This window comes from Litoreibacter arenae DSM 19593 (assembly GCF_000442275.2).
Taxonomy (GTDB): domain Bacteria; phylum Pseudomonadota; class Alphaproteobacteria; order Rhodobacterales; family Rhodobacteraceae; genus Litoreibacter; species Litoreibacter arenae.
Map to the genome: position 1 here is coordinate 671,428 of NZ_KE557314.1, position 14,817 is coordinate 686,244.

General features: G+C 61.9%; 16 protein-coding genes. 8 read left to right on the forward strand and 8 right to left on the reverse strand.

Annotated features, from left to right (window positions below; all coding sequences use genetic code 11):
• Window positions 1–263: 263 nt before the first annotated feature.
• From leuD to THALAR_RS18715, 3 genes are read right to left on the reverse strand one after another with little or no spacing between them, the layout of a single operon-like run.
• Window positions 264–869 carry a 3-isopropylmalate dehydratase small subunit gene (leuD, locus tag THALAR_RS15695; protein ID WP_021102577.1) on the reverse strand — a complete coding sequence of 202 codons (606 nt, stop codon included), beginning with the start codon at window positions 867–869 and terminating at the stop codon, window positions 264–266.
• The gene (leuC, locus tag THALAR_RS15700) at window positions 869–2,272 is read right to left on the reverse strand and encodes a 3-isopropylmalate dehydratase large subunit (protein ID WP_021102578.1); all 1,404 of its coding nucleotides are present in this window, start codon (window positions 2,270–2,272) and stop codon (window positions 869–871) included. Before leuC ends, leuD begins: the two co-directional genes overlap by 1 nt.
• 51 nt (window positions 2,273–2,323) lie before the next feature.
• Complete coding sequence (locus THALAR_RS18715; protein ID WP_211264808.1) at window positions 2,324–2,416, reverse strand: isopropylmalate isomerase; 93 nt, start codon at window positions 2,414–2,416, stop codon at window positions 2,324–2,326.
• Between the two features lie 93 nt (window positions 2,417–2,509).
• On the opposite strand from THALAR_RS18715, the gene THALAR_RS15705 reads away from it, so the two are divergent.
• Window positions 2,510–3,925: a mechanosensitive ion channel family protein gene (locus tag THALAR_RS15705; protein WP_021102579.1), complete on the forward strand. Its 1,416-nt coding sequence runs from the start codon at window positions 2,510–2,512 to the stop codon at window positions 3,923–3,925.
• 65 nt (window positions 3,926–3,990) lie between these two features.
• Here the strand turns inward: THALAR_RS15705 and THALAR_RS15710 are convergent, their stop codons facing one another.
• Window positions 3,991–4,416 (reverse strand): c-type cytochrome, encoded by a 426-nt coding sequence (locus THALAR_RS15710; protein WP_021102580.1) that lies wholly within the window; start codon window positions 4,414–4,416, stop codon window positions 3,991–3,993.
• A 174-nt stretch (window positions 4,417–4,590) separates the two neighbouring features.
• On the opposite strand from THALAR_RS15710, the gene THALAR_RS15715 reads away from it, so the two are divergent.
• From THALAR_RS15715 to THALAR_RS15735, 5 genes are all read left to right on the forward strand, one after another.
• The gene (locus THALAR_RS15715; protein WP_021102581.1) at window positions 4,591–5,343 is read left to right on the forward strand and encodes an SDR family NAD(P)-dependent oxidoreductase; all 753 of its coding nucleotides are present in this window, start codon (window positions 4,591–4,593) and stop codon (window positions 5,341–5,343) included.
• Between the two features lie 2 nt (window positions 5,344–5,345).
• Window positions 5,346–5,876 (forward strand): isopentenyl-diphosphate Delta-isomerase, encoded by a 531-nt coding sequence (idi, locus tag THALAR_RS15720; RefSeq protein ID WP_154666833.1) that lies wholly within the window; start codon window positions 5,346–5,348, stop codon window positions 5,874–5,876.
• Between the two features lie 128 nt (window positions 5,877–6,004).
• Window positions 6,005–6,400, forward strand: a complete 396-nt coding sequence (gene rsfS / locus THALAR_RS15725) for a ribosome silencing factor (RefSeq protein ID WP_021102583.1) — start codon at window positions 6,005–6,007, stop codon at window positions 6,398–6,400.
• A gap of 3 nt (window positions 6,401–6,403) precedes the next feature.
• Window positions 6,404–6,874: a 23S rRNA (pseudouridine(1915)-N(3))-methyltransferase RlmH gene (gene rlmH, locus THALAR_RS15730; RefSeq protein ID WP_021102584.1), complete on the forward strand. Its 471-nt coding sequence runs from the start codon at window positions 6,404–6,406 to the stop codon at window positions 6,872–6,874.
• 86 nt (window positions 6,875–6,960) lie between these two features.
• The gene (locus THALAR_RS15735; protein ID WP_021102585.1) at window positions 6,961–7,221 is read left to right on the forward strand and encodes a spike base protein, RCAP_Rcc01079 family; all 261 of its coding nucleotides are present in this window, start codon (window positions 6,961–6,963) and stop codon (window positions 7,219–7,221) included.
• Between the two features lie 4 nt (window positions 7,222–7,225).
• Here the strand turns inward: THALAR_RS15735 and THALAR_RS15740 are convergent, their stop codons facing one another.
• Together THALAR_RS15740 and THALAR_RS15745 are read right to left on the reverse strand one after the other, a co-directional pair.
• Complete coding sequence (locus THALAR_RS15740) at window positions 7,226–8,455, reverse strand: polysaccharide pyruvyl transferase family protein (RefSeq protein ID WP_021102586.1); 1,230 nt, start codon at window positions 8,453–8,455, stop codon at window positions 7,226–7,228.
• Window positions 8,449–9,675 carry a Coenzyme F420 hydrogenase/dehydrogenase, beta subunit C-terminal domain gene (locus THALAR_RS15745; protein WP_021102587.1) on the reverse strand — a complete coding sequence of 409 codons (1,227 nt, stop codon included), beginning with the start codon at window positions 9,673–9,675 and terminating at the stop codon, window positions 8,449–8,451. The genes THALAR_RS15740 and THALAR_RS15745 overlap by 7 nt, the downstream gene beginning before the upstream one ends.
• A 92-nt stretch (window positions 9,676–9,767) precedes the next feature.
• Between THALAR_RS15745 and THALAR_RS15750 the strand changes: the two genes are divergently transcribed.
• Window positions 9,768–11,075 (forward strand): oligosaccharide flippase family protein, encoded by a 1,308-nt coding sequence (locus THALAR_RS15750; protein WP_021102588.1) that lies wholly within the window; start codon window positions 9,768–9,770, stop codon window positions 11,073–11,075.
• Complete coding sequence (locus THALAR_RS15755) at window positions 11,072–11,956, forward strand: hypothetical protein (protein WP_021102589.1); 885 nt, start codon at window positions 11,072–11,074, stop codon at window positions 11,954–11,956. Before THALAR_RS15750 ends, THALAR_RS15755 begins: the two co-directional genes overlap by 4 nt.
• On the opposite strand, the gene THALAR_RS15760 is transcribed toward THALAR_RS15755, so the two are convergent.
• Window positions 11,953–14,070 (reverse strand): hypothetical protein, encoded by a 2,118-nt coding sequence (locus THALAR_RS15760; protein WP_021102590.1) that lies wholly within the window; start codon window positions 14,068–14,070, stop codon window positions 11,953–11,955. The two genes, THALAR_RS15755 and THALAR_RS15760, sit on opposite strands and share 4 nt — an antisense overlap.
• 196 nt (window positions 14,071–14,266) lie before the next feature.
• Entirely contained in the window at window positions 14,267–14,692 is a 426-nt protein-coding gene (locus tag THALAR_RS15765; protein WP_245622456.1) for an acyltransferase, read from the reverse strand.
• Window positions 14,693–14,817 lie beyond the last annotated feature (125 nt).

Here is a 14,817-nt window from a genome sequence, read left to right on the forward strand (position 1 = left end):
AACCATCTGATAAGACTGAGGGATTTTATTGGAAGATTCCGTGGTATTCTTGTGTCACCAGAAATCGGGCTGAGGACTATCTAGCGTAGGGTTTTCCAAGGAGCCCAACATATGGGTTCAAACATGGCGGTGACGTGGCGGGGCTGTCCTTTTGAGCGAACCAGATTGGTTAACGCTCGAGCCGTCCAGCGACCGAAAAAGCCCGGCTTAAACGCAAACGGCCAGCCCGTTCGGGGCTGGCCATCCTCAAAATTACGGTCCGGTTAGACCCAAGGGCGCTCGGCACTGGCCTTGGCTTCGAACGCTTTGACGCTATCGACCTTCTCCAGCGTCAGGCCGATATCGTCCAAACCGTTCATCAGGCAATGCTTCTTGAAGCTGTCCACCTCGAAGCTGAACACTTCACCATCGGAAGTGGTCACCGTCTGGGCGTCCAGATCAATGGTCATACGGGCGTTGGCGCCCTTCTCGGCGTCTTTCATCAGCACATCGACCTGCTCTTGCGGCAGAACGATCGGCAGGATGCCGTTCTTGAAGCAGTTGTTATAGAAGATGTCGGCATAGCTCGGCGCAATAACGCAGCGGATACCGAAATCCTTGATCGCCCAAGGCGCATGTTCGCGCGAGGAGCCGCAACCGAAGTTGTCACCGGCGACCAAAATCTCTGCGTCGCGATATTGCGGCTTGTTCAGCACGAAGTCCGGAATCTCGTTGCCTTGGCGGTCAAAACGCATCTCATCGAACAGGTTCGCCCCAAGGCCCGAACGCTTGATGGTTTTCAGGAACTGCTTGGGGATGATCATATCGGTGTCGATATTGACCAGCGGCATGGGCGCCGCAATGCCGGTAAGGGTTTCGAACTTGTCCATTACATGATCTCCCGGACGTCAGTCAGTTTACCGCTGATGGCGGCGGCGGCGGCCATGCCAGGGGACACAAGATGGGTGCGACCCTTGTAGCCCTGACGACCCTCGAAGTTGCGGTTGGAGGTGGACGCGCAACGCTCGCCCTCTGCCAACTGGTCGGGGTTCATGGCAAGGCACATGGAGCACCCTGCCAGACGCCACTCAAATCCTGCTTCCTTGAAAATGTCAGCCAAACCTTCCTCCTCAGCTTGCGCACGCACCAGGCCGGAGCCGGGGACGACCATCGCCCGCATCCCTTCCTTGATCTTCTTGCCTTTCAGGATTGCGGCGGCGGCGCGCAAATCCTCGATGCGGCCGTTGGTGCAGGAGCCGATAAAGACGGTGTCGATTTCGATTTCGGACAATGGGGTACCCGGGGTCAGCCCCATATAGTCGAGCGAGCGCTGGACAGCTTCGACCTTGCCGCCCTTGAAGTCGGACGGCGACGGCACCTTGGCTGTGATCGGCAATACGTCTTCGGGGGACGTTCCCCATGTGACGGACGGCGCGATGTCTTCGCCTTTCAGGGTGACGACCTTATCAAAATGCGCGCCCTCGTCGGTGAAGAGCGTTTTCCAGTAAGCCAAGGCAGCTTCCCACTGCGCGCCTTTCGGCGCGTGGGGGCGGCCCTTGCAATATTCAAAGGTCTTTTCGTCCGGTGCGATCAGGCCGGCGCGGGCACCGCCCTCGATTGCCATATTACAGACGGTCATGCGGCCTTCCATGGACAGGTCGCGGATGGCTTCGCCGCAATATTCGATGACGTAGCCGGTGCCGCCAGCGGTGCCAGTCTCGCCAATGACGGACATGGTGATGTCCTTGGCGGTCACTCCGGGCTTCAGCTTGCCGGTGATCTCGACCTTCATGTTCTTGGACTTTTTCTGGATCAGCGTTTGCGTTGCCAGAACGTGCTCCACCTCGGACGTACCGATGCCGTGGGCAAGCGAGCCGAACGCGCCGTGCGTGGCGGTGTGGCTGTCGCCGCAAACGACGGTCATGCCCGGCAGGGTCCAGCCCTGTTCGGGGCCGACGATGTGCACGATGCCCTGACGGACATCGGAGACCGGGTAATAGTGGATGCCGAAATCCTTGGCGTTCTTGTCGAGCGCCTCGACCTGAATGCGGGATTCCTCGTTCATGCCGCCCTTGGCACGGTCCAGCGTGGTCGGCACGTTATGGTCCGGCACCGCAATGGTCTTGTCCGGCGCGTGAACCGTGCGGCCCGCCATGCGCAGGCCCTCAAAGGCTTGCGGCGAGGTCACCTCGTGGACGAGGTGGCGGTCGATATAGAGAAGGCAGGTGCCGTCCTCGGCCTCGTGGGCGAGATGTGCATCCCAGATTTTATCGTAGAGCGTCTTGGGGGACATGATGGTCCACTCCCGTATTGGTGAAGTAAGGGGCTGACAGGGAACGGGCGCTTATAGGTACGCGGTTACCGAAAAGGTCGCGCCATAAAAGCGTTCGCGCAGACGGGCGCGGTCGTCGATGTCAAACACAAGTGTCATAGACATGCAGATACACCCGCGCGGTGAGTCCCGCAAGGTGCGGCGCTTGCGGCTTTGCGCTCTGCGTGCAAGATTGAAAAGAAAGACCAAGGGAGCGAAATGGCAGACGACACCGGCATTGGCGGGGCACCGACCCCTCCGGTAGATGGCACGACCGCCCCTGTGCCAAATGACGAGCCGGGTCTTGTTCCCGATCTTGCCACCCAGCCCGTGACCGAGCTGGTCGATCTGGGCGAGACGCTGCTTGTACAAGCTGAAACTTTCCTGGCGTCCATGCTGCGCCCTTGGAACGCCTACCAGATAGGAATCGTCATCGCGCTCTGGGCGCTGGCGCATGTCTTGCGGACCGTGCTTGGTCCCCCCATCCGCAACTGGATGGGGACGCGCGAGGGCTGGCCCAAATGGCGGATGCGTATTCTGGCGGTCATTCACCAACGGCTGAGGTCAATCTTCTTCGTCATCCTGCTGTGGCTTGCGGTGGTGATCATGCGCGAGTTCACATGGCCGAGCCGGTCCTATCTGCTGGGCATCATCGCCACGCTTGCGACTGCATGGCTGTTCGTGGTGTTTGCGACGCGACTGATCCGGTCAAGATTTCTGCGACGCACCGTGCGTTACGGCGCGTGGGTTTATGTGACGCTGCATATCCTCGGCCTGACAACGGATGCCGCACGACTAATGGATCGCGCCGCCCTTGAGGCGGGGGAATTCCGCATCTCGCTACTTCTGGTGGTTCAGGCCATCGTCATTCTGGGCGTGCTGATCGCCGTGGCGCGGTTCTTCACCGTCACGACCTCCAACCGGATACAGACGAACGAGGACATTTCGCCATCGATGAAGGTGCTGTTCGTCAAGGTGCTGCAAATCGCCTTTTACGGCATCGCGTTCTACATCGGCGTGAAGGCCATCGGCATTGACCTGACGGGACTGGCCGTCCTGTCGGGCGCGATTGGTGTGGGCCTTGGTTTCGGTTTGCAAAAAGTCGTGTCGAACCTTGTGTCTGGCGTCATCATCTTGCTGGACAAGTCGATCAAGCCCGGAGACGTGATCTCGCTGGGCGAGACGTTCGGCTGGATCAACACGCTGGGCGCGCGTTACGCCTCGGTCGTCACGCGGGATGGCAAGGAATACCTGATCCCGAACGAGGACTTGATTACGAACCAAGTGGTGAACTGGTCGCACTCGGACGCCTTTGTGCGGCTCGATATTTACTTTGGCACCGCCTACGGCGACGATCCGCACGAGGTGCGCAAGCTGGCGATTGCGGCGGCAAAGGACGTCGACCGCGTTTTGTCCTTCAAGGCACCGGTTTGCCATATCGTGGGCTTCGGGGACAGCTCGGTGGACTACATCCTGCGGTTCTGGATCCGCGACCCCACCCAAGGGCTGACCAACATCCGCGGCAACGTCTATCTGGCGCTTTGGGACGCGTTCAAGGAACACGACATTTCCATCCCGTTCCCGCAGCGCGAAGTGAAGATGTTGGGCGGTGAGATGCCGAAAGCGTCGGACTGACAGGTCTTGAAACGAGAAACGGCGACCCCGGAGGGCCGCCGCTTGTGTTCAGATATCGGGCTGGATCAGCTGCCGGCTTCGGGGCTGACGGATACCAGAAACGCCCAGATGTTCGCAGCGTCTTCCGCGTCCTTCAACTTGAAGGACATTTTGGATTTGGCTTTCGAATCGCCAGTCTTTTCCTTCAACCACTCTTTGGGATCGGCGCTGTAGGCGATGAACTCGGCCTCGTCCCACACCAGACCGGCTTCCCCGACGGACACCAGATCTTTACCATAGCGGAAGTCCTCGGACCCCACGACGCGACCGGGCAGGCCAAACAGGTTGGGGCCGGTCTTGCCGCCTTTGACGATCTCATTATCGCCATCCACGACCATGTGGCACGACTTGCATTTCTTGAATTCTTTTTCGCCTGCTTCTGCGTCACCTTCGGCGAATGCCGGTGCGGCCAAAAGCGCGGTGGCGATAGATGCGATTGCTACAAACTTCATGAGCTGTTGCTCCCTTTCGTGGCTATTACTGAACATACAATATGCTCTTGTTTGGCGGAATGCTTCCCCAAAAACACAAAATTTCTTGTGAGCGGGGCAATTTGCCGCCATCTCGCCAAAGCGAAGCGGTTGGGCTAGGAGGAAAACAACGCTTTACCTCAAGAGGAACACCGAATGTCTGACCGCGTTGCTATCGTCACAGGGGCCGCCCGTGGCATCGGGCTGGCCACCACCAAGCTGTTGCTGGAAGAAGGAGCCACCGTCGTCATGGTGGACTGGGACAGCGAGACGTTGATGGAAGCCGCGAAGGGCTTGGGCGACGTGCTGCCGCTGGATCTGGATGTGTCCAAGCCGGACGATGTGGCGACCATGGTGGCGGAGACGGAAAGGGCGTTCAAGCGAATCGACCACCTGATCAACAACGCAGGCGTCGCCGATTTCGGGCCGATCTCCGACACGGATTTCAAACGCTGGCGGGCAGTGATGGAGGTCAATCTGGACGGCGTATTTCTGTGCAGTCAAGCCGCCGCGCCCGCATTGAAGAAGACAAAGGGCAGTATCGTGAACATCGCCAGTATCTCGGGGCTACGGGCGTCAACCCTGCGGGTGGCCTACGGCACCTCGAAGGCGGGGGTGATCCAGTTGACGCAGCAACAAGCGGTTGAGCTTGGCGAGTTCGGCGTGCGGGCCAACTGCATAGCTCCCGGCCCAGTGCGCACCAAGCTGGCGATGGCGGTGCATACACAGGAAATTATTGATGCGTATCATGACGCTATCCCGCTGAACCGCTACGGAACCGAGGTGGAAATCGCCAATGTCATCGCATTCCTGTGCTCTGACAAAGCCAGCTTTGTGACGGGGCAGACCATTGCCGTGGATGGCGGATTTGAATGCGCGGGCGTAGGCCTTCCGGCGTTGCGGGCATGACGATGGACGGCATGATCCCCGCATGGGTGGACGGCACACTGACGCCCGTGGAAAAGATGCAGGTGCACCGACAGGGGCTGCGTCACAAGGCCGTCTCGGTCTTCGTGATGAACCGCGACAAGGTGCTGATCCAACGCCGTGCGCTGACGAAATACCATACGCCGGGACTGTGGGCGAACACCTGCTGCACGCATCCGTTGTGGGGCGAAGCCCCGCTCGATTGCGCCGTGCGTCGCCTGCGCGAGGAATTGGGGATCGAAGCGCTGGAGCCGGTGTTCCGCGACCAGCTGGAATACCGCGCAGATGTGGGCGGCGGCCTGACCGAACACGAGGTCGTGGACGTCTTCATGGCGGAGGCAGAGCAATCGCTGCCCCTGAAACTGAACCCCGACGAGGTCATGGAGGTGCGCTGGATCAGCGTGTTCGACCTAATGGCCGAGGTAGAGGATAAGCCCGAGCGGTTCACCGCCTGGCTGCGCATCTACCTTGCAGAACACGCCGACCGCATCTTTGGCCGTCTGGTGCAGGGTTGAACATATTTCTGCCGCCCTGTAGGGCCACGGATTGAGATTTTAAAGCGACGTTGTTATCTTACAGACATGACGCGCCCTCAATCGGGCGTTTTACACAGGAGGTTTGAGCTCTGTCTCAACAATCACACGTGGCCGCAACTGCCGCCACTTCGAAGGCCAAAGAGGCCCCCGAAAAAGACCCGGGCACCAGTGAAGAACTGCTGGCACGGATCGTTGAATTCCTTGAATCGGAAAAAGCCGAAGAGCTGGTGCAAATTGATCTGCGCGGGCATTCGGAGATTGCCGATTACATGGTGATCTGCTCCGGCCGGTCGACCCGTCAGGTCACCGCGCTGGCGGAAAAGCTGACCGAGATGATCAAGCTGGAATTCGGCCGGTTCGCCAAAATCGAAGGCAAATCGCAAGGCGACTGGGTTTTGATCGACACCGGCGATGTAATCGTCCACATCTTCCGCCCGGAAGTTCGCGAGTTCTACCAGCTTGAGAAAATGTGGCTGCCCTCGGGCGACACTGAAGCCGGCTAACTTGTGAGGGTCACGATCTGCGCGATTGGCCGCCTGCGGGCGGGGCCGGAACTTGACCTCATCAAGGACTACATCCAGCGATTTGACCGCACGGGCCGCAACTTGGGGTTGGGGCCTGCGCAAATCGTCGAGTTGGAGGACAAGAAGGGCGGCGGGTCCACCGCGGAGGCGGTTTTGGTGGAACGCGCCATTCCCAAAGGGTCAACGATTTGCGCATTGGATGAACGGGGCAAGGTAATGACCTCCCCGGATTTTGCCGACATGCTTGGCCGCTGGCGCGACCAGGGAGTTGGCGATCTGGCTTTCGTGATCGGCGGTGCGGACGGGCTGACCAAGGATCTGCGCACGCAGGCGGATGCCTCGCTGTCTTTTGGCAAGATGGTCTGGCCGCACATGCTGGCCCGCGTGATGCTGACCGAGCAATTGTACCGCGCGGCGTCAATCCTGTCGGGTTCTCCCTATCACCGCGTCTGAAGGGGCTGCGCACGGCGGCGTTACCGCTTATTAACCGCGCATTGAGACAACACCTGTCGATTTCCCTCAAGACAGGATACGTATCCATGGACAGCTTCTCCGCATTTCCAACCACCCCGATTTCCCCGGCGCGATCCGCCAGCACCGTGGTGCCTGACGACACGGGCGACCTGCCATTTGTGAGCCGCGCGATCTATGTGGGGCAGGCGGGCGCGTTATCGGTCGAGATGGTCGACGGCGACACGGTGACCTTTGAAAGCGTGCCTGCGGGCAGCATGTTGCCGATCCGCGCATCCAAGGTGAACGCGACGGGCACCACTGCTGCCGCGATTATCTCGTTGTGGTGAGCGGCTAGAGCCGCTCGTCCATCGGGCGCCAACGGTGGCCGGGTGCAACCCGCGCCTGGTCACCGCTGCGCTTGCGCAAGGCGACGTCGCTGATCACACGGGACAGCGCATCAGTGTAGTCGCGCAGACGCTCCTCCCCTACGCCACGCGCGATTCGGGTTTGCCGCGTCAAAGCCTCGCGGTTGCGAAAGCCACTGAGGACTGCTTGCACCAACGTCTCTTGGCTGAGGCTGCGACAGTCCAGCGTCGCCTCGTAGCCGAGCGAGCCGAACAGGCCTTCAAACTTGCCGCTATAGGCCAGCGGAACCACCGGAACATCCGACGAAAACGCCGCGATGCACGCATGCATCCGCGCACCCGCGAAGAAGTCCAGACCCGCGATATAGGCCTTGGCCTGACCCGGCGACTGGAACGCTGGCGCGACGGTTACATCTGGAAACTCGCGTTGCAGCATGAGGGCGGCGGCCAGATCGTCTTCGGCAGGAGTTTTCGGGCTGATGACGTGGGGCACCAGCACTACGTCGGGACGCTCCGGCAGGGCCAGAAGCTGGGCGATAAGCTCACGCATGGTGGCGGGGTAATCTGCCGCCAGTTGGAACTGGTTGCGCCCCGTGTAGCCGCCGCTCATCAGCAGACCGGAGACGTTCAGGCCCACACTAGGCCGCGTTCGATTCGGCGCATTGCCCTCGGGCGGAAGCCGCAAAGCCACATCGCTTGCAGTGACCACGGGGCGGGTCACGCCCAACGCCCGTAGCGCCGCGGTGGAATGATCATCGCGGCTGGCGACCAGAACCGCCCGCCGGATCAGGTCACGCGCGAAGGGACGGGTCAGCCAAGACGTGAACGGCCCGAAAGTTTGCGGTGCAAGCACCACGGAGCAGCCCGCCAGGTGGGCCAGGTATTTCAGATAGATCATCCTACGCAGGCGCTTTGGGCCGTAGATATCGGCGAAGCTGTCACCTGCCCCGATATCCAGCATGACGTCACAATCCTGAAACATCGAAATGACCCTGCGCGGTTCTTTCATCACCTCACCGCTGAGGTGGCAAATGGTGATGTCCGGCCCCTCGACATAAGAGGCACGGGTGCCGGCCCAATCGAACAGGGTGATGGCGATTTCGATCCCCGTAGCGCGGGAAATGCTGCGCAGAATCTCCACCTGCCCGACCGTCAAAGCACCGACACCTAGGTTGTCGGAATTGGACGAATGAAACAGCAATCCGACCTTCAGCATGTGCGTTCTCCTTGGGGTTTCCGACGCAGGCAGCGGCGCAGCATTCCCGCAAAGTTGCGCAGCATTTCGAGTGGCGAGGCGCGGCGGGCGACACTAAAAAGCCCCATACCGCGATAGCGCGGGATCGGGCGGCCAGCGAGCTTAAGCGCGGCAAGACGCGCGAGCAGCACACGTCTGCGTCGGGTCTGGCCAGGCTGGACGGCGGCGAGGGTATCAAGACTATAGGGAGCCAGACTTAAGTGGCCTGAGCTTTGGGCAGTGTCTACCATAGCTTGGCCCTTTGCCGTGCGGCACAAGACAAGGCTTTGCCCCGGCCTGTCGTCAAAGCTGGGATAGCCTTTTGCATCCGCCTGCCATGCATCGGCGAACACCACGTCAGCGAAAACCCCGCTGCCATCAGCGCAGATTTTGCAACGGTGCTGCACAGTTTTCGACAATATATCGCCCCAGCTTTCCGCATAGCTCATGCTGCGCTGCGAGTGGTCCTTGAGCGTCGCAGTCGCACAACCCGGCCAACCGCCTGCACGGTGTTGAAAACGGGTCAGGTCCGACGCTTTGACTTCCAAGCGGTCGATGATCTGTCGGCCTCCATGCAACGACGGCACTCCTGCGCAGAAGAAGGATATCAACACCGGCACCATGTGCGCGATCTCGGGGTCCAGCTTGCGCCACGCATGAAGGGCGGAGACGTCGCACGGTTTGCCGACGAACGCAAAACGCCGCCTGTCGCCACGCAAACCGCCGAACACATCCAGCGGGCTCGACGGCGCATAGCGCGACCCAGCGGCCTGCGCGATTTGCGACGGGGTCGTCGATATCATGGTGACGTTTGCCAAGGGGTTCGCGGGGTCTGCCGTTACGTGGATCACCGCATCGACTTCGCCGGTCTCGATCAGGGCCGTCAGAAACCCGGACAGCGCCCCACCGGACGCCGCGCCGTGGCGCAGCTTTTTGTCAGCGGTATACCCGGTCTGTGCGGTGAGATACGGGCCCCAGATCGGGTCGTTTTTGCGCCCGTCAGGCGCGCAAACCTGCCCGACACCGGGGCAGATGCGACCCAGTGTGTCGCGCTCGTGGCTGTTCAGGGTGCGGCTGAGACGCGGGCGCAGATATCCCTGCGGCGACATGACCATCTGCGCACCGTCGGGTGCTACAGCCGCGCAACCGCCGCATCCTGCACACAGGTCGCCTTTCAGAACATTCGGGATCGGGTCTGGCATTCGGCCTGCTTTCATACTTTCCGCAACGCATTTACCTGCCGTTAAACACCACAGTGGTTAATGGGCGGTAAAGCAGACCGGAGCCTCTTGAATTGACCCGCATAGCCACCTTGTTGTCAGGCCATGGCCTTGCCGCGCTTGCCGGTTTGGCGCGCAACCTGTTGATCGCGCGTCTGCTGGGGCCTGAAGGATACGGGCTCGCCGCCGCGCTAATCATCCTGACCGCTGCCGCCGAGATGGCGACGACACTTGGCCTGCCGCAACTGATCGTCAGCCGCCCGAACGGGGCAAGCGCAAAAACGCAAGCCGCCTTACACGCGGTGCAAGTGACGCGGGGCGTTGTGGGGGCCGCACTGGTGTTGCTTTGCGCGGGACCCTTGGCGACTGCTTTGGACGCACCGGACGCCGCGCCAATACTGCGCTCTGCCGCCATCGTGCCATTCATCCTCGGCTTCACCCATCTGGACGCGTTCAGGGCGCAGCGTCAGGGACGCCATTTGCCGCAAACTCTGGTGCTGGCGGTGCCTGCGATCGTCTCCGTCGCTGTATTTTGGCCATTCGCCGCTTGGCTTACGGGACCCCAGATCATGCTGTTTCTGTTGCTCGTGCAGGCTTGCGCAACGGTAGCGACCTCGCATCTGGTAGCGCGCAGACGGTATCGGCTGAGAATTGATGCTGGGCTGATCGCAGTCGCCTTACGTTACGGTTTGCCCCTGACCGCCAACGGTGTGCTGATGTTCGCCGTCCTCCACGCCGAAAAGCTGATCGCAGGGGCCAGTCTGGGATTGGCGCAGATGGGGGTGTTGGCGATGGGACTGACCCTGACCATGACCCCCGCGCTGATACTGGCGCGGAGCTTTCAAGCCTATCACCTGCCCCGTATGCGGACGTGCTCCATACCCGTCATGGGCCTCGGGTTTCTGCTGGGCGCATCACTGGCGGCCACGCTGGCAGCGTTGGTGCCGTTGGGCCTGCCTGTCCTCGGAGCACGCTTTAGTGGCTTGGCAGAACTGGTGCCAATGCTGAGTTGCATTGCCGCGATGCGGCTGCCGAAATCGTCGCTGGCAGTCACGGCGCTGTCTCAGGGGCGCACGCATTTGCCCGCGCTGGCGAACCTGCCCAGAGTTCTGGCGCTGCCGGTGATCTGGTTCGCCTTGGCGCAGGGCGGCGGCGTGGAGACGCTGCTGGCGCTCGCATTAGGCGCAGAGGTAGCAGGGCTGCTTTTAGGCGGCGCTCTGGCACGAACCGGTGCGTTTCCAACGCGCGACATCGCGCTGTCTGGACTGGCGTTCGGAACGGTGCTTTCGGGTCAACCGGGTCTTGGCGTGATCGTCTGCCTCATCGCCTGGGCCGCATATGGCATGGCACTCTTCCCGCAATCCGCAGGGCGCATTGCATGACGGTTGCGATCCATATCGGCTATCACAAGACGGCGACCACGTGGCTGCAACATCGCGTGTTCGTGCCGGAAATGGGCTTCACCCCGCTGCTGACCCACGAGGAGGTCGACCGGCTGATCGTGGCCCCGCATGATCTGGACTTCGACCCCGCCCCGGCCCGCGAAGCGCTGAGATGGCAGGGCGATGGCAATCCTGTCGTGTCGTCCGAGAACCTCACGGGCCATCCGTTCTTCGGCGGCCGCCAGAGCGCTACGCTCGCGCGACGGTTGCACCAGATCGCGCCGGACGCGCGCATCATCGTCACTGTGCGCTCGCAGGAAGCCATGCTGCCTTCCGTCTACATGCAGTATTTGCAGCGCGGCGGCACGTTAAGCCATCCGGCGTTCTTTGCAGGGTCAGGCGGGTTCGGCTATCCCGGTTTCGAATTGGCGCATTTCCAGTATGACAGATTGATCGCGCTGTATCAGAGCCTGTTCGACACGGTTCATGTCATGACGCACGAGCAGATATCGGCAGACCCCACACAAGCACTTGCTGAATTGGGCGCGGCACTGGGGCACGATATTCCGACACTACCGCCCTCAGGAAAAACTCGCGTCTCTGCCTCGCTGCCGCAGGCGGTCGCGCCGCTGTTGCGGCGGATAAACCAGACCCGCCGCAGCACGCTCAATCCGGTCCCCGCGCTTGCCTTGTCGCGGGAGCCGGGGTGGATGTATCGCGCGCTGAGCTTTGGCGCGGGCAGGCGGCTGGCAAAGCCCTTGCTGACCGCCCGTCCCGTGGATGCTTACGTGAAGGCCCGTCTTGGCGGGGCCTTCACAGACAGCAACAAGCGGCTGGACCAGATCACCGGCGGGCGGCTGGACCTCTCGCGCTACCCTTAGCTCGCGTCGCTGCCCTGCTTCCACGGATCGGCATTTACCACCGACGCTGGCCCGACCAACGACTTGTAAGCACCAGATGCCGGATCACTGCCATCGACGGTTGCGGCCTTCCAGACGTCCAGACGGTGCATGGTGCCTTCCGTCTGATACGATCCGTTGGCGGTCGCCAATAGCAGCAAGGTGCGGTTGTCCGGCAACAGCCCTGAGCCGGAAGTGAACGCCTCGTCCATCACCTGTTGGCCGTCCACCCATATCCGCGTGAAGCCCGCCGCCATGTCGATCGCCAGAACCACACGGACGCGGGCAGCGTCGATCATCACTCCGGACGCGGTCTGCACGTTGTTGACCTTCACGTCGCCATCCGCATCCCGCACCCGCACCCGCAGGCTGCCGCTGGGAAGCACCTCCAGCTTGACGTAGTTGCCGGTGGTCGTTGCCAATGTGCGAGAGCCGGAGGACGGCACAGCCATTGCCAGATCGAACGCCAGCTGAACCGCAGCAACACCCGAGCCGAGGGCGTCAGTGTCCACAAAATGCGGGCCGGTCGGACCAGTAACGAAACTGGGCGCTGCGGCGGTCAACGTGTTGGCCAGAACAGTCGCAGAGGGCAAGGGCCGCAAGCTGATGATGTCAGTCGACGTGAACGCCCCCGCTTCGGGATAAATGCGCACGCGCCCCGCGACCAACTCGGCCCGCGACGCAGGCACCCCGTTGATCTGCCAGCCGAACACGTCCGTCCAGTGGGCAAAGCCCGCGCCCAGAGCCACCTCCTGACGTGCCGCCCGGATCGTTGTGACCGGGCCAGCGGTCGACCAGACCTCGACATAGGCTCCCGAAGGCTCCCACGCGCACATGTCGAACTCCGGCACGCTCCAGCCTGTCAGACCGCTGGACTGCAAGATCGCATGCGCCGTCAGCCGCGCATACATCGTCGCGCCGTCGTCGTGATTGCCTGCGGGGTGGCTTTGGTCGGTCCAGCCGCCCGCGCCGTCGGTGGTGCCGTTACGGTAGGCCAAAGGCTCCAACCCAAGGGGCAGGAACCAGTTTCCGGCGTTCGGATTTGCCACCATATCGCGCCAAGCCACCCGCGCGGCCTGCTTGTTGGCAAGGTTCTCTTTCATCGCGCCCAAAGCGGTGACTTTCGCGCTTTGCATATCCTCGGAAATGTCGAAACGGTGGGGCCCGAACGGCACCCATCGGGTATGGGCGGGGTCGTAAAGCTCCCCGAACCAGTGGTCCGCCATGAAGCTGCCGCTGGCCCCATAGGTGATCTGCGCGGGGAAAGTAACCGGCGTTCCGTCCAGCGTCTTGCCGGTGAACAGTGGAAACAGCGCGTCGTCATAATTGTCCGCCAGCGCACCGGGGGAAGCAAACCACGACACCGCCGGCAGCCCGACATGCTGACCGTCGGCAGTGGCGAACGCGTGAAGGTCGGCGTCGTCCTGCCAGTCGCGCGCCGGGTTGCTGTCATCGACCAACTGCCGGAAGCCGGTGCCGGAAACAGCATGGAACACGATTGCGACCTTGTCATTGGGACGTTCCGCCAGAAACACATTCGCCATGGCTGCAAGGGCTGCGGTATGCGGATCGGTGTCGGTCAGGTGCTTGAGCACCGGCGCACCATCCATCCAGATCGCCTGCACCATGTCGTCGGCCAGCAGCGGCTCTGCCGGAAGCTGGTCATGCGCGAGCGAACGGATGCGCACCATCTCCGACTGGCCCCACAAGGCGATAACGTGACCAACCCCGAAACGGTTAGCACCCAGCGCGCGGGTGGCCGGTTCGGACTTGATGCGCACCTGCGGCCTGATCCAGTCGGCCCGTCGCGAGTGACTTGCGGTGGCCTGCCAAACGCCACCCGCAAGGATCACCGCGGCGTCCTCCCAGTTCGTCACCGTCCCGTCCTCGCACAGGAACCGCAGCTGCACGGTTTCACCTTCGGTGCCGGTGCCGCTCAGGGGTATTTCAGCCACGTCCCGCCCGAACGCCGCGCCACTGTCGAACAGCGTGCGGTCACGCGAAAACGCATCCAGCGTGATTTCTGTCGCGGCCACGAACGGCTCCGCCTCCCGCACGGCGGTCCGCCCCATGGTCAGTCCAAGAAGTATCGTCATCTGTCACCTTTCCGGCGCATCGACCGAAAAAGGGGAAGGGCCAGAGACCGGGCCGGACGGCACAGAAAAAGCGCCCCCTAGGGGTGCGAAGCGTCTCTTGCATGTATGGTCGAGCAGGCTGAACCACCTGTCCTCACGCCGCCCCTAGCACAGAACGGTGGGGTGTTGCAGCGTGCGCAGGGCTGCGAACGGTGGGTCAGGTCAGGCCAGCTTGGGCCAATTCAGCCTCGGTCGCGTCGGCGGTCTCAAGCCTGCCGAACGGGCCGGTGTCTATGTTCTGTTGGATGATCCGCGCAGGATTGCCGGCAACAATACACCGCGCAGGCACGTCCTTGGTGACCACGGCTCCCGCCGCGATGATCGCCCCATCGCCCACCCGCACGCCGGGCAGCACGATGGACCGCGCACCGACAAAGCAATTCCGCCCGATGCGTGTGTGCAGATACAGACCCCGCGTGCGGTCATGGGTCAGAACGCAAGCCTCGAACGCGACGTAGCTTGCCGCGCCGATATGCACGCCGATGGGAAAGGTGCGGTCCAGCCTTGCGGACAATGACATCTCCGCGCTTGGATGAATATCCATGCCGAACCCGCGCGTCAGCATCACGCGTTTCGCGCTCACCAACAGTCGGCGAAGCCACGAAAGCCTGTTCAGACCCCGCCGTTTAGCTTTCGCGGGCGGGGTCTGAACAGAGGTTTCAAGAGGAGCGCCTGCATTTTGGCAGGACCGGGCGGGAGACTTGTCGC